This is a genomic window from Pseudoxanthomonas dokdonensis, from assembly GCF_001431405.1.
Lineage (GTDB): Bacteria > Pseudomonadota > Gammaproteobacteria > Xanthomonadales > Xanthomonadaceae > Pseudoxanthomonas_A > Pseudoxanthomonas_A dokdonensis.
The window spans coordinates 1-14,369 of the sequence record NZ_LDJL01000016.1; the positions used below are offsets into that span (position 1 = coordinate 1).

The 14,369-nt window shown below is 61.2% G+C and carries 27 protein-coding genes; all 27 read left to right on the forward strand.

The window, feature by feature from the left end; all coding sequences use genetic code 11:
• Nucleotides 1–223: EF-Tu C-terminal domain-related protein (locus ABB29_RS13800; protein ID WP_083487927.1), on the forward strand; the 223-nt coding region annotated here is incomplete at its 5' end.
• Between the two features lie 528 nt (nt 224–751).
• Nucleotides 752–1,063 (forward strand): 30S ribosomal protein S10, encoded by a 312-nt coding sequence (gene rpsJ, locus ABB29_RS13805; protein WP_027070119.1) that lies wholly within the window; start codon nt 752–754, stop codon nt 1,061–1,063.
• A gap of 11 nt (nt 1,064–1,074) precedes the next feature.
• A complete protein-coding gene (rplC, locus tag ABB29_RS13810) occupies nt 1,075–1,728 on the forward strand; it encodes a 50S ribosomal protein L3 (RefSeq protein WP_057660067.1) in 654 nt (217 codons plus the stop codon).
• Between the two features lie 11 nt (nt 1,729–1,739).
• Nucleotides 1,740–2,345, forward strand: a complete 606-nt coding sequence (rplD, locus tag ABB29_RS13815) for a 50S ribosomal protein L4 (RefSeq protein WP_057660069.1) — start codon at nt 1,740–1,742, stop codon at nt 2,343–2,345.
• Nucleotides 2,342–2,641 carry a 50S ribosomal protein L23 gene (gene rplW / locus ABB29_RS13820; protein WP_057660071.1) on the forward strand — a complete coding sequence of 100 codons (300 nt, stop codon included), beginning with the start codon at nt 2,342–2,344 and terminating at the stop codon, nt 2,639–2,641. Before rplD ends, rplW begins: the two co-directional genes overlap by 4 nt.
• Nucleotides 2,642–2,652: 11 nt before the next feature.
• Entirely contained in the window at nt 2,653–3,480 is an 828-nt protein-coding gene (gene rplB / locus ABB29_RS13825) for a 50S ribosomal protein L2 (protein WP_057660073.1), read from the forward strand.
• 6 nt (nt 3,481–3,486) lie between these two features.
• Nucleotides 3,487–3,762 (forward strand): 30S ribosomal protein S19, encoded by a 276-nt coding sequence (rpsS, locus tag ABB29_RS13830; RefSeq protein ID WP_057660074.1) that lies wholly within the window; start codon nt 3,487–3,489, stop codon nt 3,760–3,762.
• Between the two features lie 12 nt (nt 3,763–3,774).
• Entirely contained in the window at nt 3,775–4,110 is a 336-nt protein-coding gene (gene rplV / locus ABB29_RS13835) for a 50S ribosomal protein L22 (protein ID WP_057660075.1), read from the forward strand.
• Nucleotide 4,111: 1 nt separating this feature from the next.
• Complete coding sequence (rpsC, locus tag ABB29_RS13840; RefSeq protein WP_057660077.1) at nt 4,112–4,831, forward strand: 30S ribosomal protein S3; 720 nt, start codon at nt 4,112–4,114, stop codon at nt 4,829–4,831.
• A 5-nt stretch (nt 4,832–4,836) separates the two neighbouring features.
• Nucleotides 4,837–5,250: a 50S ribosomal protein L16 gene (rplP, locus tag ABB29_RS13845; RefSeq protein WP_057660079.1), complete on the forward strand. Its 414-nt coding sequence runs from the start codon at nt 4,837–4,839 to the stop codon at nt 5,248–5,250.
• A complete protein-coding gene (gene rpmC, locus ABB29_RS13850; protein ID WP_057660081.1) occupies nt 5,250–5,435 on the forward strand; it encodes a 50S ribosomal protein L29 in 186 nt (61 codons plus the stop codon). Before rplP ends, rpmC begins: the two co-directional genes overlap by 1 nt.
• 12 nt (nt 5,436–5,447) lie before the next feature.
• Nucleotides 5,448–5,714 carry a 30S ribosomal protein S17 gene (rpsQ, locus tag ABB29_RS13855; RefSeq protein ID WP_057660083.1) on the forward strand — a complete coding sequence of 89 codons (267 nt, stop codon included), beginning with the start codon at nt 5,448–5,450 and terminating at the stop codon, nt 5,712–5,714.
• Between the two features lie 13 nt (nt 5,715–5,727).
• Nucleotides 5,728–6,096, forward strand: coding sequence for a 50S ribosomal protein L14 (rplN, locus tag ABB29_RS13860; RefSeq protein ID WP_042614221.1), 369 nt, complete (start codon nt 5,728–5,730; stop codon nt 6,094–6,096).
• A 15-nt stretch (nt 6,097–6,111) separates the two neighbouring features.
• Nucleotides 6,112–6,429, forward strand: a complete 318-nt coding sequence (gene rplX, locus ABB29_RS13865; protein ID WP_057660085.1) for a 50S ribosomal protein L24 — start codon at nt 6,112–6,114, stop codon at nt 6,427–6,429.
• An 11-nt stretch (nt 6,430–6,440) separates the two neighbouring features.
• A complete protein-coding gene (gene rplE / locus ABB29_RS13870; RefSeq protein WP_057660087.1) occupies nt 6,441–6,983 on the forward strand; it encodes a 50S ribosomal protein L5 in 543 nt (180 codons plus the stop codon).
• 18 nt (nt 6,984–7,001) lie between these two features.
• Nucleotides 7,002–7,307, forward strand: a complete 306-nt coding sequence (gene rpsN / locus ABB29_RS13875; protein ID WP_057660089.1) for a 30S ribosomal protein S14 — start codon at nt 7,002–7,004, stop codon at nt 7,305–7,307.
• 211 nt (nt 7,308–7,518) lie between these two features.
• Nucleotides 7,519–7,917 carry a 30S ribosomal protein S8 gene (rpsH, locus tag ABB29_RS13880; protein WP_057660091.1) on the forward strand — a complete coding sequence of 133 codons (399 nt, stop codon included), beginning with the start codon at nt 7,519–7,521 and terminating at the stop codon, nt 7,915–7,917.
• 12 nt (nt 7,918–7,929) lie between these two features.
• On the forward strand, nt 7,930–8,457 hold the full coding sequence (gene rplF / locus ABB29_RS13885) for a 50S ribosomal protein L6 (protein WP_057660092.1): 528 nt from the start codon (nt 7,930–7,932) through the stop codon (nt 8,455–8,457).
• Between the two features lie 32 nt (nt 8,458–8,489).
• Nucleotides 8,490–8,846, forward strand: a complete 357-nt coding sequence (gene rplR, locus ABB29_RS13890) for a 50S ribosomal protein L18 (RefSeq protein WP_057660094.1) — start codon at nt 8,490–8,492, stop codon at nt 8,844–8,846.
• A gap of 153 nt (nt 8,847–8,999) precedes the next feature.
• Nucleotides 9,000–9,539, forward strand: a complete 540-nt coding sequence (rpsE, locus tag ABB29_RS13895; RefSeq protein ID WP_057660096.1) for a 30S ribosomal protein S5 — start codon at nt 9,000–9,002, stop codon at nt 9,537–9,539.
• The gene (gene rpmD / locus ABB29_RS13900; RefSeq protein ID WP_055941302.1) at nt 9,532–9,723 is read left to right on the forward strand and encodes a 50S ribosomal protein L30; all 192 of its coding nucleotides are present in this window, start codon (nt 9,532–9,534) and stop codon (nt 9,721–9,723) included. The genes rpsE and rpmD overlap by 8 nt, the downstream gene beginning before the upstream one ends.
• Before the next feature lie 5 nt (nt 9,724–9,728).
• Nucleotides 9,729–10,166, forward strand: a complete 438-nt coding sequence (gene rplO / locus ABB29_RS13905; protein WP_057660098.1) for a 50S ribosomal protein L15 — start codon at nt 9,729–9,731, stop codon at nt 10,164–10,166.
• A 7-nt stretch (nt 10,167–10,173) separates the two neighbouring features.
• Nucleotides 10,174–11,532 (forward strand): preprotein translocase subunit SecY, encoded by a 1,359-nt coding sequence (gene secY / locus ABB29_RS13910; protein ID WP_057660100.1) that lies wholly within the window; start codon nt 10,174–10,176, stop codon nt 11,530–11,532.
• Between the two features lie 369 nt (nt 11,533–11,901).
• The gene (gene rpsM / locus ABB29_RS13915; protein ID WP_057660102.1) at nt 11,902–12,258 is read left to right on the forward strand and encodes a 30S ribosomal protein S13; all 357 of its coding nucleotides are present in this window, start codon (nt 11,902–11,904) and stop codon (nt 12,256–12,258) included.
• Between the two features lie 12 nt (nt 12,259–12,270).
• Nucleotides 12,271–12,663, forward strand: coding sequence for a 30S ribosomal protein S11 (gene rpsK, locus ABB29_RS13920; RefSeq protein WP_055941307.1), 393 nt, complete (start codon nt 12,271–12,273; stop codon nt 12,661–12,663).
• A gap of 14 nt (nt 12,664–12,677) precedes the next feature.
• Nucleotides 12,678–13,304 carry a 30S ribosomal protein S4 gene (gene rpsD / locus ABB29_RS13925; protein WP_057660104.1) on the forward strand — a complete coding sequence of 209 codons (627 nt, stop codon included), beginning with the start codon at nt 12,678–12,680 and terminating at the stop codon, nt 13,302–13,304.
• 52 nt (nt 13,305–13,356) lie between these two features.
• Complete coding sequence (locus ABB29_RS13930; RefSeq protein ID WP_057660110.1) at nt 13,357–14,355, forward strand: DNA-directed RNA polymerase subunit alpha; 999 nt, start codon at nt 13,357–13,359, stop codon at nt 14,353–14,355.
• Nucleotides 14,356–14,369 lie beyond the last annotated feature (14 nt).

Below are 14,369 nucleotides of genomic sequence, written 5' to 3' on the forward strand. Positions count from 1 at the left end.
CCCGTTCTTCAAGGGCTACCGCCCGCAGTTCTACTTCCGTACCACCGACATCACCGGTGCGGTGGAACTGCCGGAAGGCGTGGAAATGGTGATGCCGGGTGACAACGTGAAGATGGTGGTGACCCTCATCAACCCGGTGGCGATGGACGAAGGTCTGCGCTTTGCCATCCGCGAAGGCGGCCGTACCGTCGGCGCCGGCGTGGTGGCGAAAATCATCAAGTAACGACCTGACCGGTCGGGCGCGAGCCCGACCGGCTTCGTCAGGTTGTTACCCGGCGAAAACCGGGGTCCAGCACCTGATCGAGCCATCTGGTAACCAAAGATGTGTTGCCAAGGCCGAGTGGTAATTGTTAGAATGGCGGATGCTCCGGCGACGGGGCATCCGCAGTAACACCGCCAGCGCTTCCTGGGAAGCCGCCGGCCTACCGCGAAAAGAAGCACAGGAAGTGTTTCGTGTTCGCCGGACATGGAAAGTCGCATGCGTTCTTAACGGATTCCATCGGGATCGCGTTGAATCCTGGCCCCGTTGTTGACGGGGCTTTGCATGCGCTCTATACTTTTCTGTCTGGGCGGCCCGGTTTACCGGGCTGCCTAGTTTTTCAGGAAGAACCCCCAGACCCTTTCGGTCGACACGTCTTACCCCGCAATCAACAGCCGCGGGCGGGCAGGGGACCGAAAACGTTTTGGACTCACCGGGGCAAGGCATCCCAGAGGCCGCGCCCGTCGCTCTTTTAACGAAGGAAATTCCGTCATGGCGGACCAAAAGATCCGAATCCGGCTCAAGGCGTACGATCATCGTTTGATCGACCGCTCAGCCAGTGAGATCGTTGAAACGGCCAAGCGAACCGGCGCGCAAGTGCGCGGCCCGATTCCGCTGCCGACCAAGATCGAACGCTACACCATCCTGGTATCCCCGCACGTCGACAAGGACGCCCGCGACCAGTATGAAACCCGCACGCACAAGCGTGTGCTCGACATCGTCGACCCCAACGACAAGACCGTGGACGCGCTGATGAAGCTCGAACTGGCTGCCGGCGTCGACGTCCAGATCAAGTTGACCTGAGGCCCACGACCATGACCGCGAAGAAATATTCGTTGGGTATCGTCGGCCGCAAGGCTGGCATGACCCGAGTGTTCACCGAAGATGGCCAGTCCATCCCGGTAACCCTGATTGAGGCAACGCCCAATCGCATCACCCAAATCAAAACCCCGGAAACCGACGGCTACAGCGCCGTGCAGGTTGTCGTTGGTACCCGTCGCGCCGCGCTGATCAACAAGCCGATCGCAGGTCACCTGGCCAAGGCCAAGGTTGAACCGGGTCGTGGTCTGTGGGAACTGCGCGTCGAGAACGACAAGCTGGGCGACTTCACCGTTGGCGGCGAAATCAAAGCCGACATCTTTGAAGTAGGCCAGAAGGTCGACGTCCAGGGCGTGACCAAGGGCAAAGGCTTCCAGGGCACCATCAAGCGCTACAACTTCCGCATGGGTGATGCCACCCACGGTAACTCGCTGTCGCATCGCGCACCGGGTTCGTTGGGTCAGCGCCAGACCCCGGGTCGCGTTTTCCCGGGCAAGAAGATGTCCGGTCACATGGGCGCCGTGCAGCAAAGCACCCAGAACCTCGAAGTGGTGAAAGTGGACGCGGAACGCGGCCTGATCGCCATCCGTGGTGCGGTGCCGGGTGCACCAGGCGGCGATGTCATCGTCCGTCCGGCTAGCAAGGCTTAAGGAGAACGACGATGGAACTCACCATCACAGGTAGCGCCAACAAGTTGTCGGTCTCCGACGCCGTGTTTGGTCGTGAATTCAGCGAAGACCTGGTTCACCAGGTCGTGGTTGCGTACCGCAATGCGGGCCGCGCCGGAACCAAGGCGCAGAAGACGCGTTCGGAAGTCAACGGCACCACCAAGAAGTCGAAGAAGCAGAAGGGTGGCGGTGCACGTCATGGCGCCCTGACCGCTCCGATCTTCGTTGGCGGTGGTGTTACTTTCGCCGCCAAGCCGCGCAGCTTTGAACAGAAGGTCAACCGCAAGATGTACCGCGCAGCGATGTGCACCATCCTGTCGGAACTGGCTCGTCAGGATCGCCTGAAGATCGTCGACTCGTTCGACGTCGACAGTACCAAGACCAGCGGCCTGGTGGCCAAGCTCAAGGGTCTGGAAGTCGGTCGGCGTCCGCTGATCGTCACCGAAGACGCTTCCGAGCATCTTTACCTGTCCGCCCGCAACCTTCCCTACGTGGAAGTGCGCGACGTGCAGGGCCTGGACCCGGCATCTCTGGTCGGCGCCGACACCGTCGTCGTCACCGCAGACGCCATCAAGAAGATTGAGGAGTGGCTGGCATGATGAGCAACGAGAAAATCTTCAGCGTGCTCCGTGCACCGCGCGTGTCTGAAAAGACCGCCCGCCTGCAGGAAGTTTCCAATCAATACGTCTTCGAAGTGTCCAACGAAGCCACCAAGGCCGAAGTCAAGGCTGCCGTGGAAAAGTTGTTCGACGTCAAGGTCGAGGGTGTCAACGTGGTCAACGTCAAGGGCAAGAACAAGTCCTTCCGTAACCGTGCTGGCAGCCGCGGCAGCTGGCGCAAGGCGTACGTGCGTCTGGCCGATGGCCAGGCTATCGACGTAACGGCCAAGGCCTGAGGTAGAAGCACATGCCATTGATGAAATTCAAACCCACCTCACCTGGCCGCCGTTCCGCGGTCCGCGTGGTGACGCCAGACCTGCACAAGGGTGCCCCGCACGCCGCGCTGCTTGAAAAGCAGAGCAAGAGCGGCGGTCGCAACCATCACGGTCGCATCACCACCCGCCACATTGGCGGTGGTCACAAGCAGCATTACCGCATCATCGACTTCAAGCGCGACAAGGAAGGTATCCCGGCACGCGTGGAACGGATTGAATACGATCCCAACCGCACTGCCCATATCGCCCTGCTGTGCTACGTCGACGGCGAGCGCCGTTACATCATCGCCCCCAAGGGCCTGAAGGCAGGTGACCAGGTCATCGCCGGTAGCGACGCGCCGATCAAGACCGGCAACACCCTGCCGCTGCGTAACATTCCGGTCGGTACCACCGTCCACGGCATCGAACTGAAGCCGGGCAAGGGTGCGCAGATCGCCCGTGCCGCCGGCGCCGGCGTGCAGCTGGTCGCTCGCGAGCAGGGCTTCGCCACGCTGCGCCTGCGCTCCGGCGAAATGCGCAAGGTGCAGGTCGAATGCCGCGCCACGGTTGGCGAAGTTGGCAACGACGAGCACAGCCTGGAAAAACTGGGCAAGGCCGGTGCCAAGCGTTGGCGCGGTATCAAGCCGACCGTTCGCGGTGCGGCCATGAACCCGGTCGATCACCCGCACGGTGGTGGTGAAGCCAAGGCCGGCCAGGGTAATCCGCATCCGGTCACCCCGTGGGGTGTGCCGACCAAGGGTTACAAGACGCGCCATAACAAGCGCACCCAGCAATTCATCGTCCGCGATCGTAGGGGCTAATCGACCATGGCACGTTCACTCAAGAAAGGCCCGTTCGTCGATCACCACCTCATCAAGAAGGTGGAGGCCGCGGGCGGTTCCAAGAAACCAATCAAAACCTGGTCACGTCGTTCGATGGTGTTGCCGGAGATGGTGGGCATCACCATCGCCGTGCACAACGGCAAGAACCACGTACCTGTTCTCATCAACGAGAACATGGTTGGCCACAAACTCGGCGAATTTGCCGTCACCCGTACCTTCAAAGGTCACGGTGGCGACAAGAAAGCCGGCGGCAAGCGCTAAGGAGAGATGACAATGGAAGCGAAAGCAATCCTGCGCACCGCGCGCATCTCCCCGCAGAAGGCTCGTCTGGTGGCTGATCAAGTGCGCGGCCTGTCGGCCGAGCGCGCTGTCAACCTGCTGAAGTTCTCGGACAAGAAGGCTGCCCACCTGATCAAGAAGGTGGTGGAGTCGGCAATCGCCAACGCCGAGAACAACCAGGGCGCCGACGTCGACGAGCTGAAAGTCACCACCATCATGGTTGACGAAGGCCCGACGCTGAAGCGCTTCATGGCCCGTGCCAAGGGCCGTGGCACCCGTATCCTGAAACGGACCAGCCACATCACTGTGGTCGTGGGCGAGGGCAAATAAGATGGGTCATAAAGTACATCCAACCGGTATCCGTCTGGGTATCTCGAAGGACTGGAACTCCAAGTGGTACGCCAACAAGCGTGACTACGCCGATTACCTGGCTGCTGATTTGAAAGTGCGCGACATGCTGCGCAAGAAGCTGTCCCAGGCCGGTATTTCCAAGATCCTGATCGAGCGTCCGAACAAGACCGCCCGCGTCACCATCCACACCGCCCGTCCGGGCGTGGTGATTGGCAAGCGTGGCGAGGACATCGAGAAGCTGCGCAAGGAAGTCAGTGCGATGATGGGCGTCCCGGCGCACATCAACGTGACCGAAGTGCGCAAGCCGGAACTTGACGCCCAGCTGGTCGCCGAATCCATCGCCCAGCAGCTCGAGCGCCGCATCATGTTCCGTCGTGCGATGAAGCGCGCCGTGGGCAACGCGATCCGTCTCGGTGCCCTGGGTATCAAGGTCAACGTCGCTGGCCGCTTGAACGGTGCCGAAATCGCCCGTTCCGAGTGGTACCGCGAAGGCCGTGTGCCGCTGCACACGCTGCGTGCCGACATCGATTACGGGTTTGCCGAGGCGAAGACCACCTACGGCATCATCGGTATCAAGGTGTGGGTCTACAAGGGCGAAATCTTTGATTTCAGCCAGGTGGGTCAGGAAAAGCAGGACGACTCGCGCCCCGAGCGCAGCGAACGTCCGTCGCGTCCGTCCCGTGACCGTGACGCGAGGTAATTCCCATGTTGCAACCGAAGCGAACCAAATTCCGCAAAATGCACAAGGGCCGCAACTCGGGCCTGAGCTGGAGCGGCAACCTCGTCAGTTTTGGCGAGTACGGCCTGAAGGCCACGGCGCATGGTCAGTTGACCGCGCGCCAGATTGAGGCAGCCCGTCGTTCCATCAGCCGTTACGTCAAGCGTGGCGGCAAGATGTGGATCCGCGTGTTCCCGGACAAGCCCATCACCAAGAAGCCGATCGAAGTCCGAATGGGTTCTGGTAAGGGTAACGTTGAATACTGGGTTGCCCAGATTCAGCCCGGCCGCATGATCTATGAAATCGAAGGCGTCAGCGAGGAAATCGCACGCGAGGCGTTCCGCCTGGCGGCAGCCAAGCTGTCTGTTACCACCACATTCGTGACCCGGACGGTGCGCTAATGGAACTCAAGCAACTCAAAGAGAAGTCGGCTGACGAGCTCAAGAGCCACCTGATCGATCTGCGCAAGGAGCAGTTCTCGCTCCGCATGCAGAAGGTCACCGGCCAGCTGCCGAAGACCCATGAAACCCGCCGGGTGCGCCGCGAAATCGCGCGCGTGAAGACCCTGCTCGGCAGCGTGAAGTAAGGAGCGCCCAAGATGAGCGATAACAAAGACAAAGCGCAACGCACCATCGAAGGCCGCGTCGTCAGCAACAAGATGGACAAGACGGTGACCGTTCTTGTCGAGCGTCAGGTCAAGCATCCGTTGTACGGCAAGTACATCCGCCGTTCGACCAAGCTGCATGCCCACGATGCTGAAAACAGCTGCAAGGAAGGCGATGTCGTCCGTGTGGTCGAAATCGCCCCGATGTCCAAAACCAAGAACTGGCGTGTGGTGCAAGTTGTCACCCGCGCGGCCGAATAAAAGGAGCTGAACCATGATCCAGATGCAAAGCTACCTTGACGCCGCCGACAACTCCGGCGCCAAGGAACTGATGTGCATTAAAGTGCTGGGCGGCTCCAAGCGTCGCTACGCACACATCGGCGACATCATCAAAGTGACCGTGAAAGACGCGATTCCGCGTGGCAAGGTCAAGAAGGGCGAAGTCTACGACGCCGTCGTCGTGCGCACCCGCAAGGGTGTTCGTCGCCCGGACGGTTCGCTGATCCGCTTTGATGGCAACGCCGCCGTACTTCTCAACAACAAGCAGGAACCGATTGGCACCCGTATCTTCGGACCGGTGACCCGCGAACTGCGTTCCGAGAAGTTCATGAAGATCGTTTCGCTCGCGCCTGAAGTGCTCTGAGCGGAGGACATAGAAATGGCAAACCGTATTAAAAAGGGCGACCAGGTCGTCGTCACCGCTGGCAAGGACAAGGGCAAGAAGGGTGATGTAGTGCGCGTGGACGGCGACCGTGTGGTCGTGTCCAACGTCAACATCATCAAGCGCCACACCAAGCCGAACCCCCAGGCAGGCGTTGCTGGTGGTGTGGTCGAGCGCGAAGCCTCGATCCATATTTCCAATGTCGCGCTGTTCAACCCGGCCACGGGCAAGGGCGAGCGTATCGGTTTCAAGGTGCTGGAGGATGGACGCAAATTGCGTGTGTTCCGCTCCAGCGGTGAGGCGCTCGACGCCTGAGGAATGAGGTCATGACTACCCGTCTGCAAAAAATCTACCAGGAAGAAGTGGCACCGGCTCTGATGAAGAAGTTCGGTTACACCAATCCGATGCAGGTCCCGCGCATCACCAAGATCACCGTCAACATGGGTGTGGGTGAAGCGGCGACCAACAAGAAGATCCTGGAAAACGCCGTGGCCGACCTGGCCAAGATCACCGGCCAGAAGCCGATCACCACCAAGTCCCGCGTGTCGGTGGCTTCGTTCAAGATCCGCGATGGCTGGCCGATCGGCTGCAAGGTGACCCTGCGCAGCACCCGCATGTTTGAATTCCTGGATCGCCTGATCAACGTTTCGCTGCCGCGCGTGCGCGACTTCCGTGGCGTGTCGGGTCGTTCCTTCGATGGCCGTGGCAACTACAACATGGGCGTCAAGGAACAGATCATCTTCCCGGAAATCGACTTCGACCAGGTTGACGCCGTGCGTGGTATGGATATCGCCATCACCACCACCGCCAAGACCGACGCCGAAGCCAAGGCGCTGCTCGAAGCGTTCAAGTTCCCGTTCCGTAACTGATTGCAGGACTAAGCACACATGGCAAAGACCTCAATGGTGAACCGCGACGTCAAGCGCGCCAAGCTCGCCAAGCAGTACGCCGCCAAGCGCGACGCCCTGAAGAAAATCATCTCCAGCGTGGATGCTTCCTATGAAGACAAGCTGGATGCGGTGACCAAGCTGCAGAAGCTGCCGCGTGACTCCTCGCCCAGCCGCCAGCGCAACCGCTGCGAGCTGTCGGGCCGTTCACGTGGCGTTTATCGCAAGTTCGGCCTCGGCCGCAACAAGCTGCGTGAAGCCACCATGCGTGGCGACGTGCCGGGCCTGCGCAAGGCCAGCTGGTAAAACCAGGCTACCACGGGGTTCAATCCGGGCAGCTTCAATCCGGTATACCCAAACAAGTCCGGCACAGTCCGGACTTGTTGTCGTATAATGTTCGACTCCCTGCGGCCCGGCCGTGGGCGACCCATCCAGGGTCAACGCCTCCTGGGTGTTTCCAGGAAACACAGGATTTTCGCGAAAGCGGATATCGGTGCTACTCATAAGGTATTTACTCATGAGCATGACTGATCCCATCGCCGACATGCTGGTCCGCATCAAGAATGCGGCCGCCGTCGGCAAGCAGACGGTGAAGATGCCGTCGTCCAAGATCAAGGTCGCCATTGCCGGCGTCCTCAAGGCGGAAGGCTATATCGCCGACTCCCGCGTCAACAAGATCGAAAACAACAAGGCCGAACTTGAAATCGTCCTGAAGTATTTCGAAGGCAAGCCTGTCATCGAGAAGCTGAGCCGCGTGTCCCGTTCGGGCCTGCGCCAGTACCGTGGCAAGGACGAACTGCCCAAGGTGCTTGCCGGTCTGGGCATCGCCATCATTTCCACCTCCAAAGGCATCATGACTGATGCGCAGGCGCGCCAACAGGGCGTCGGCGGCGAAGTCCTGTGCTTCGTGGCCTAAGGGAGTAAACGTATGTCCCGTGTAGCCAAAAAGCCGATCAGCCTGCCCAAGGGCGTCGAACTGAATGTCCAGCCGGAAAGCGTGAGCGTCAAGGGCCCGAAGGGCACCCTGTCGGTCGCCAAGCCGGTCGGCGTTGAAATCAAGATTGAAGATGGCGTGGCCAACCTGTCGCCGGCCAACCCGGCCGACATTGCCATCACCGGTACCATCCGCGCGATTGTGGCCAATATGGTCAAGGGCGTCTCGGAAGGTTTCGAGCGCAAGCTGGAGCTGGTGGGCGTGGGTTACCGCGCTTCGATGTCCGGCAAGGACCTCAACCTGGCCCTGGGCTTCTCGCATCCGGTGCTGTTCAAGACCCCGGATGGCATCACCATCGCCACCCCGACCCAGACTGAAATTCTGGTCCAGGGCGCCGACAAGCAGCGCGTGGGTGAAGTCGCCGCCAAGATTCGCGGTTTCCGTCCGCCGGAGCCTTACAAGGGCAAGGGCGTGAAGTACTCCGACGAAACCATCATTCGCAAGGAAGCCAAGAAGGCGTAATAACGCCTATCCGCTTCCCAAGGATCAAGATCATGAGCATCAAGAACACCGCCCGCCTGCGCCGCGCCAAGTCGACCCGTGCGCACATCCGCGTTCTCAACGTGCCGCGCCTGTCGGTGCTGCGCACCGGCCAGCACGTCTACGCCCAGCTGTTCACCGCCGATGGCTCCAAGGTCATCGCGTCGGCCAACACCCTGCAGGCCGACGTCAAGGATGGTCTGAAGAACGGCAAGAACACCGAAGCCGCCGCCAAGGTTGGCAAGGTCATTGCAGAACGCGCCAAGGCCGCGGGCATCGAAAAGATTGCCTTCGACCGTTCCGGCTACCGCTACCACGGCCGCATCAAGGCCCTGGCCGAAGCGGCCCGCGAAGGCGGCCTGCAGTTCTAATCAATAGCGGGAACGGGCTTGCCCGTTCCCCACCTGCCGGTGTGGGCTGCACCGGGCGCTGTCCCTCTTTTGCAGGGACATGCGCGTCACCGTGGTGATCAACAACTATAAGCGGCCCTGAGCCGTACATATTGACCAACCAAGGAATTCGAAATGGCAGAAGAACAGCGTGGCCCGCGTGGCCGTGATCGCAATCGCGAAGAAAAAGTCGACGATGGCATGATTGAAAAGCTGGTCGCGGTCAACCGCGTCAGCAAGACCGTCAAGGGCGGTCGCCAGTTCACCTTCACCGCGTTGACGGTGGTCGGTGACGGCAACGGCAAGATCGGCTTCGGCTATGGCAAGGCGCGCGAAGTGCCGGTCGCCATCCAGAAGTCGATGGAATATGCGCGCAAGGGCATGCTCAACGTCGACCTCAACAACGGCACCTTGTGGCACCCGGTCAAGGCCGGCCACGGCGCTGCCCGCGTCTACATGCAGCCTGCTTCTGAAGGTACCGGTGTGATTGCCGGTGGCGCCATGCGCGCCGTGCTGGAAGCCGTTGGCGTCAAGAACGTGCTGGCCAAGGCCGTTGGTTCGCGTAATCCCATCAACCTGGTGCGTGCGACCCTGCGTGGCCTGGAAGAAATGCAGTCGCCGGCCCGCATCGCGGCCAAGCGCGGCAAGAAGGTGGAGGAACTAAACCATGGCTAATGAGTCCAACAAGACTGTCAAGGTGCGCCTGGTGCGTGGCCTGCGTGGTTCCCAGTCGCGCCACCGCCTGTCGGTGAAGGCGCTGGGCCTGAACAAGCTCAACGATGTGCGTGAACTGAAGGACAGCCCGCAGGTGCGCGGCCTGATCGCCAAGGTCCACTACCTCGTCAAGGTCGAGGAGTAATCCAGATGCAACTCAATACATTGAAGCCCGCTGACGGCGCCCGTACCGAACCCCGCCGCGTTGGCCGTGGTATCGGTTCCGGCCTGGGCAAGACCTGCGGCCGCGGCCACAAGGGTTCGTTCGCGCGCTCCGGCAAGGGCAAGATCAAGGCCAAGTTCGAAGGCGGCCAGATGCCTTTGATCAAGCGCCTGCCCAAGGTCGGTTTCCGCTCCAAGCTGAAGAAGGACACCGCTGAAGTGCTGTCCTACGAACTGGACAAGCTGGAAGCCGGCACCATCGATTTCGCCGCCCTGCGTGCCGCCAAGCTGGTGCCCAGCACCGCCAAGCGTGCCAAGGTGGTGTTGAAGGGTGAATTCAGCAAGAAGTTCGTGCTGAAGGGCGTGCTGGCAACCGCTGGCGCCAAGGCTGCAATCGAAGCTGCCGGCGGCAGCGTAGAGGAGTAAGACACGCATGGCGCAGGGTAACGTCGCAGGTGCGCTGGCAGGCGCGGGCAAGTTCACTGAGCTTCGCCAGCGGTTGCTGTTTGTCCTGGGCGCGTTGATCGTCTATCGCATCGGCTGTTTCGTGCCGGTGCCGGGCGTCAACCCCGATGCCATGCTGGCAATGATGCAGGCGCAAGGCGGCGGTATCGTGGACATGTTCAACATGTTCTCGGGCGGCGCCTTGCACCGCTTCAGCATTTTCGCGCTGAACGTCATGCCGTACATTTCCGCATCCATCGTGATGCAGTTGGCCGTGCACATCTTCCCGAGCCTCAAGGCGATGCAGAAGGAAGGCGAGTCCGGCCGTCGCAAGGTCACCCAGTACTCGCGCATCGGCGCGGTGTTGCTGGCGGTGGTGCAGGGCGGCAGCATTGCCACCGCCCTGCAGAACCAGGTCGCCCCGGGCGGCATGCCGGTGGTCTACGCGCCGGGCATGGGCTTCGTGCTGACCGCCGTGGTCGCGTTGACCGCGGGCACCATCTTCCTGATGTGGATCGGTGAGCAGGTCACTGAACGCGGCATCGGCAACGGTGTCTCGCTGATCATCTTCGCTGGTATCGTCGCTGGCCTGCCGGCCGCGGTGATGCACACCATTACCGCCTTCCGTGATGGCACGCTGAGCTTCATCGCGTTGCTGGTCATCGTGCTGGTGGTGCTGGGCTTCACCTTTTTCGTGGTCTTCGTCGAGCGCGGCCAGCGCCGCATCACGGTCAATTACGCGCGTCGCCAGGGCGGCCGCAATGCGTACATGAACCAGACCTCGTTCCTGCCGCTCAAGCTCAACATGGCCGGCGTGATTCCGCCGATCTTCGCCTCCAGCATCCTGGCCTTCCCGGCGACGCTGGCGATGTGGTCGGGGCAGGGTGGCGAAGCCACGACCTGGCTGCAACGGATTTCCCAGGCGCTGGCGCCGGGCGAGCCGCTGCACATGATCGTGTTCGCGGCGATGATCATCGGGTTTGCGTTCTTCTACACCGCGCTGGTGTTCAATTCGAACGAAACCGCCGACAACCTGAAAAAGTCCGGGGCGCTGATTCCGGGCATCCGCCCGGGCAAGGCCACGGCTGATTACATCGATGCGGTATTGACCCGCCTGACCGCGGTCGGCGCGGCATATCTGGTCATCGTCTGCCTGTTGCCGGAAATCATGCGCACGCAGCTGAATACCTCGTTCTATTTCGGTGGCACCTCGTTGCTGATCGTGGTCGTGGTGGTGATGGACTTCATCGCCCAGATCCAGGCGCACCTGATGTCCCACCAGTACGAAAGCCTGTTGAAGAAGGCCAACCTGAAGGGCGGCTCGCGCGGCGGTCTGGCGCGCGGCTAAGCCAGCAAGAACAGCGTATACTGCGAAGTCTTTCGCGGAATACCGCTCCAGCCAGGCTCCGTCCCGGCAGCGGTATTCAAAAATGGGCGGCCCGCACGGCGATCTCGCGTGTGGGTGGAACCTGATAGCCCTGCGCCAGAGTAGCGCAGGCGGCATGACACCGGCCCAGGCCGGGCCTCGTGCCAGGACGGTTCCAGCGCCGGAGCATGGGCACACTCCCCATGCCGGGCACACACTGGCCACAAGCCGGTGCGGGCTTCCATGTAACCCGAGATCTTGTTACAATTTCCAGTTCACTCTGCCTGTCTGCCGTAACTCCGTCCGGAGTTGCGTCCATTCCGGCCATCAAACTCAGTTGGAGACCGCGTCATGGCGCGTATTGCAGGTGTCAACCTGCCTGCCCAGAAACATGTCTGGGTGGGGCTGCAAAGCATCTACGGCATTGGCCGTACCCGTTCGAAGAAGGTCTGCGAAGCCGCAGGCGTTGCTTCGACCACCAAAATCCGTGACCTGTCCGAGCCGGAAGTCGAGCGTTTGCGCGCCGAAATCGGCAAGTACATCGTCGAAGGCGACCTCCGTCGCGAAGTGGGCATCGCCATCAAGCGTCTGATGGACCTGGGCTGCTACCGCGGCCTGCGTCATCGTCGTGGCCTGCCGCTCCGTGGCCAGCGCACCCGCACCAATGCACGTACCCGCAAGGGCCCGCGCAAAGCCATCAGGAAGTAAGGGACGTCTATCATGGCCAAGCCAGCTGCTGCTAAAGTCAAGAAGAAGATCAAGCGCGTCATCACCGATGGCGTTGCCCACGTCCACGCTTCGTTCAATAACACCATCGTCACCATCACCGACCGCCAGGGCAACGCATTGTCGTGGGCCACGTCCGGTGGTGCTGGTTTCCGTGGTTCGCGTAAATCCACCCCGTTTGCCGCCCAGGTTGCCGCTGAAAAAGCTGGCCGCGCTGCGCTGGACTACGGCGTGAAGTCGTTGGAAGTTCGCATCAAGGGCCCAGGCCCGGGCCGTGAGTCGGCCGTGCGTTCCCTGAACAATGTTGGTTACAAGATCACCAACATCATCGACGTCACCCCGATTCCGCACAACGGTTGCCGTCCGCCCAAAAAGCGTCGCGTCTGAGGAGCTGAGAAGACATGGCTCGTTATATTGGTCCTACCTGTAAGCTCGCGCGTCGCGAAGGCGCCGACCTTTCCCTGAAAAGCCCGGCGCGCGCGCTGGATTCCAAGTGCAAGCTGGAGCAGAAGCCCGGCCAGCACGGTGCGGCCCGCAAGGGCAAGCTGTCCGACTACGCCACCCAGCTGCGTGAAAAGCAGAAGGTCAAGCGTATCTACGGCCTGCTGGAGCGTCAGTTCCGCAATTACTACAAGAAGGCGTCGACCAAGAAGGGCAACACCGGTGAAAACCTGTTGCAGCTGCTGGAAACCCGCCTGGACAACGTCATTTACCGCATGGGCTTTGCAGTGACCCGTCCGGCTGCCCGTCAGCTGGTCTCTCACCGCGGCGTGCTGGTCAATGGCAAGTCGGTCAACCTGCCGTCCTACCAGGTCAAGGCGGGCGATTCGATCGAACTGTCCGAACGCGCCCAGAAGCAGTTGCGCGTGCAGGAGTCTTTGACTGTTGCCGAACAACTGGACCTCAGCCCGTCGTGGGTTGAAGTCGACTCCAAGAAGTTCAGCGGTGTCTTCAAATCGGTGCCGGAGCGTTCTGATCTGCCTTCCGACATCAACGAAGCGCTGATCATCGAGTTGTACTCGAAGTAATCCATTCACCGCCCCCCCGGCCCGGCCGGGGGATCGCAGGAGACAAAGCAACATGACGGGTATCACTCAGCAAGTGCTACGCCCCCGCGGCCCGCAAATCGAACGTATTACCGACAATCGCGCCAAGGTTGTCATCGAGCCGCTGGAACGCGGCTACGGTCATACTCTCGGCAATGCGCTGCGTCGCGTGCTGCTGTCGTCCATCCCCGGCTTTGCCATTACGGAAGTCGAGATTGACGGCGTGCTGCACGAGTACAGCACCATCGAGGGCCTGCAGGAAGACGTGCTTGAAGTTCTGTTGAACCTCAAGGATGTCGCCATCCGCATCCACACCGGCGACAGCTCCACCCTGACCCTGACCAAGCAGGGCCCGGGCGTCGTCACCGCCGGCGACATCAAGACCGACCACAACGTCGAGATCCTGAATCCGGACCTGGTCATCTGCAACCTGACCAAGGAAACCGCGCTGAACATGCGCTTGAAGATCGAGCGCGGTTTTGGCTACCAGCCGGCTGCTGCGCGCCGTCACCCGGACGATGAAACCCGCACCATTGGTCGCCTGGTCTTGGACGCTTCGTTCTCGCCGGTCCGCCGTGTCGCCTATGCCGTGGAAGCGGCGCGCGTCGAGCAGCGTACCGACCTGGACAAGCTGGTCCTGGACATCGAAACCAACGGCACCATCGATGCCGAGGAAGCCGTGCGCACCGCCGCCGACATCCTCAGCGATCAGCTGTCGGTGTTCGGTGACTTCACCCATCGCCAGCGTGGCGAAGCCAAGCCGTCGCCGACCGGCGTCGACCCGGTGCTGCTGCGTCCGATCGATGATCTGGAACTGACGGTCCGTTCGGCCAACTGCCTGAAGGCGGAAAGCATCTACTACATCGGTGATCTGATCCAGAAGACCGAAGTGGAACTGCTGAAGACGCCGAACCTGGGCAAGAAGTCGCTGACCGAGATCAAGGAAGTCCTCGCCCAGCGCGGTCTTTCGCTCGGCATGAAGCTGGAAAACTGGCCGCCGGCCGGTGTTGCCCAGCACGGCATGCTCGGCTGATGCAGTAAACCCAG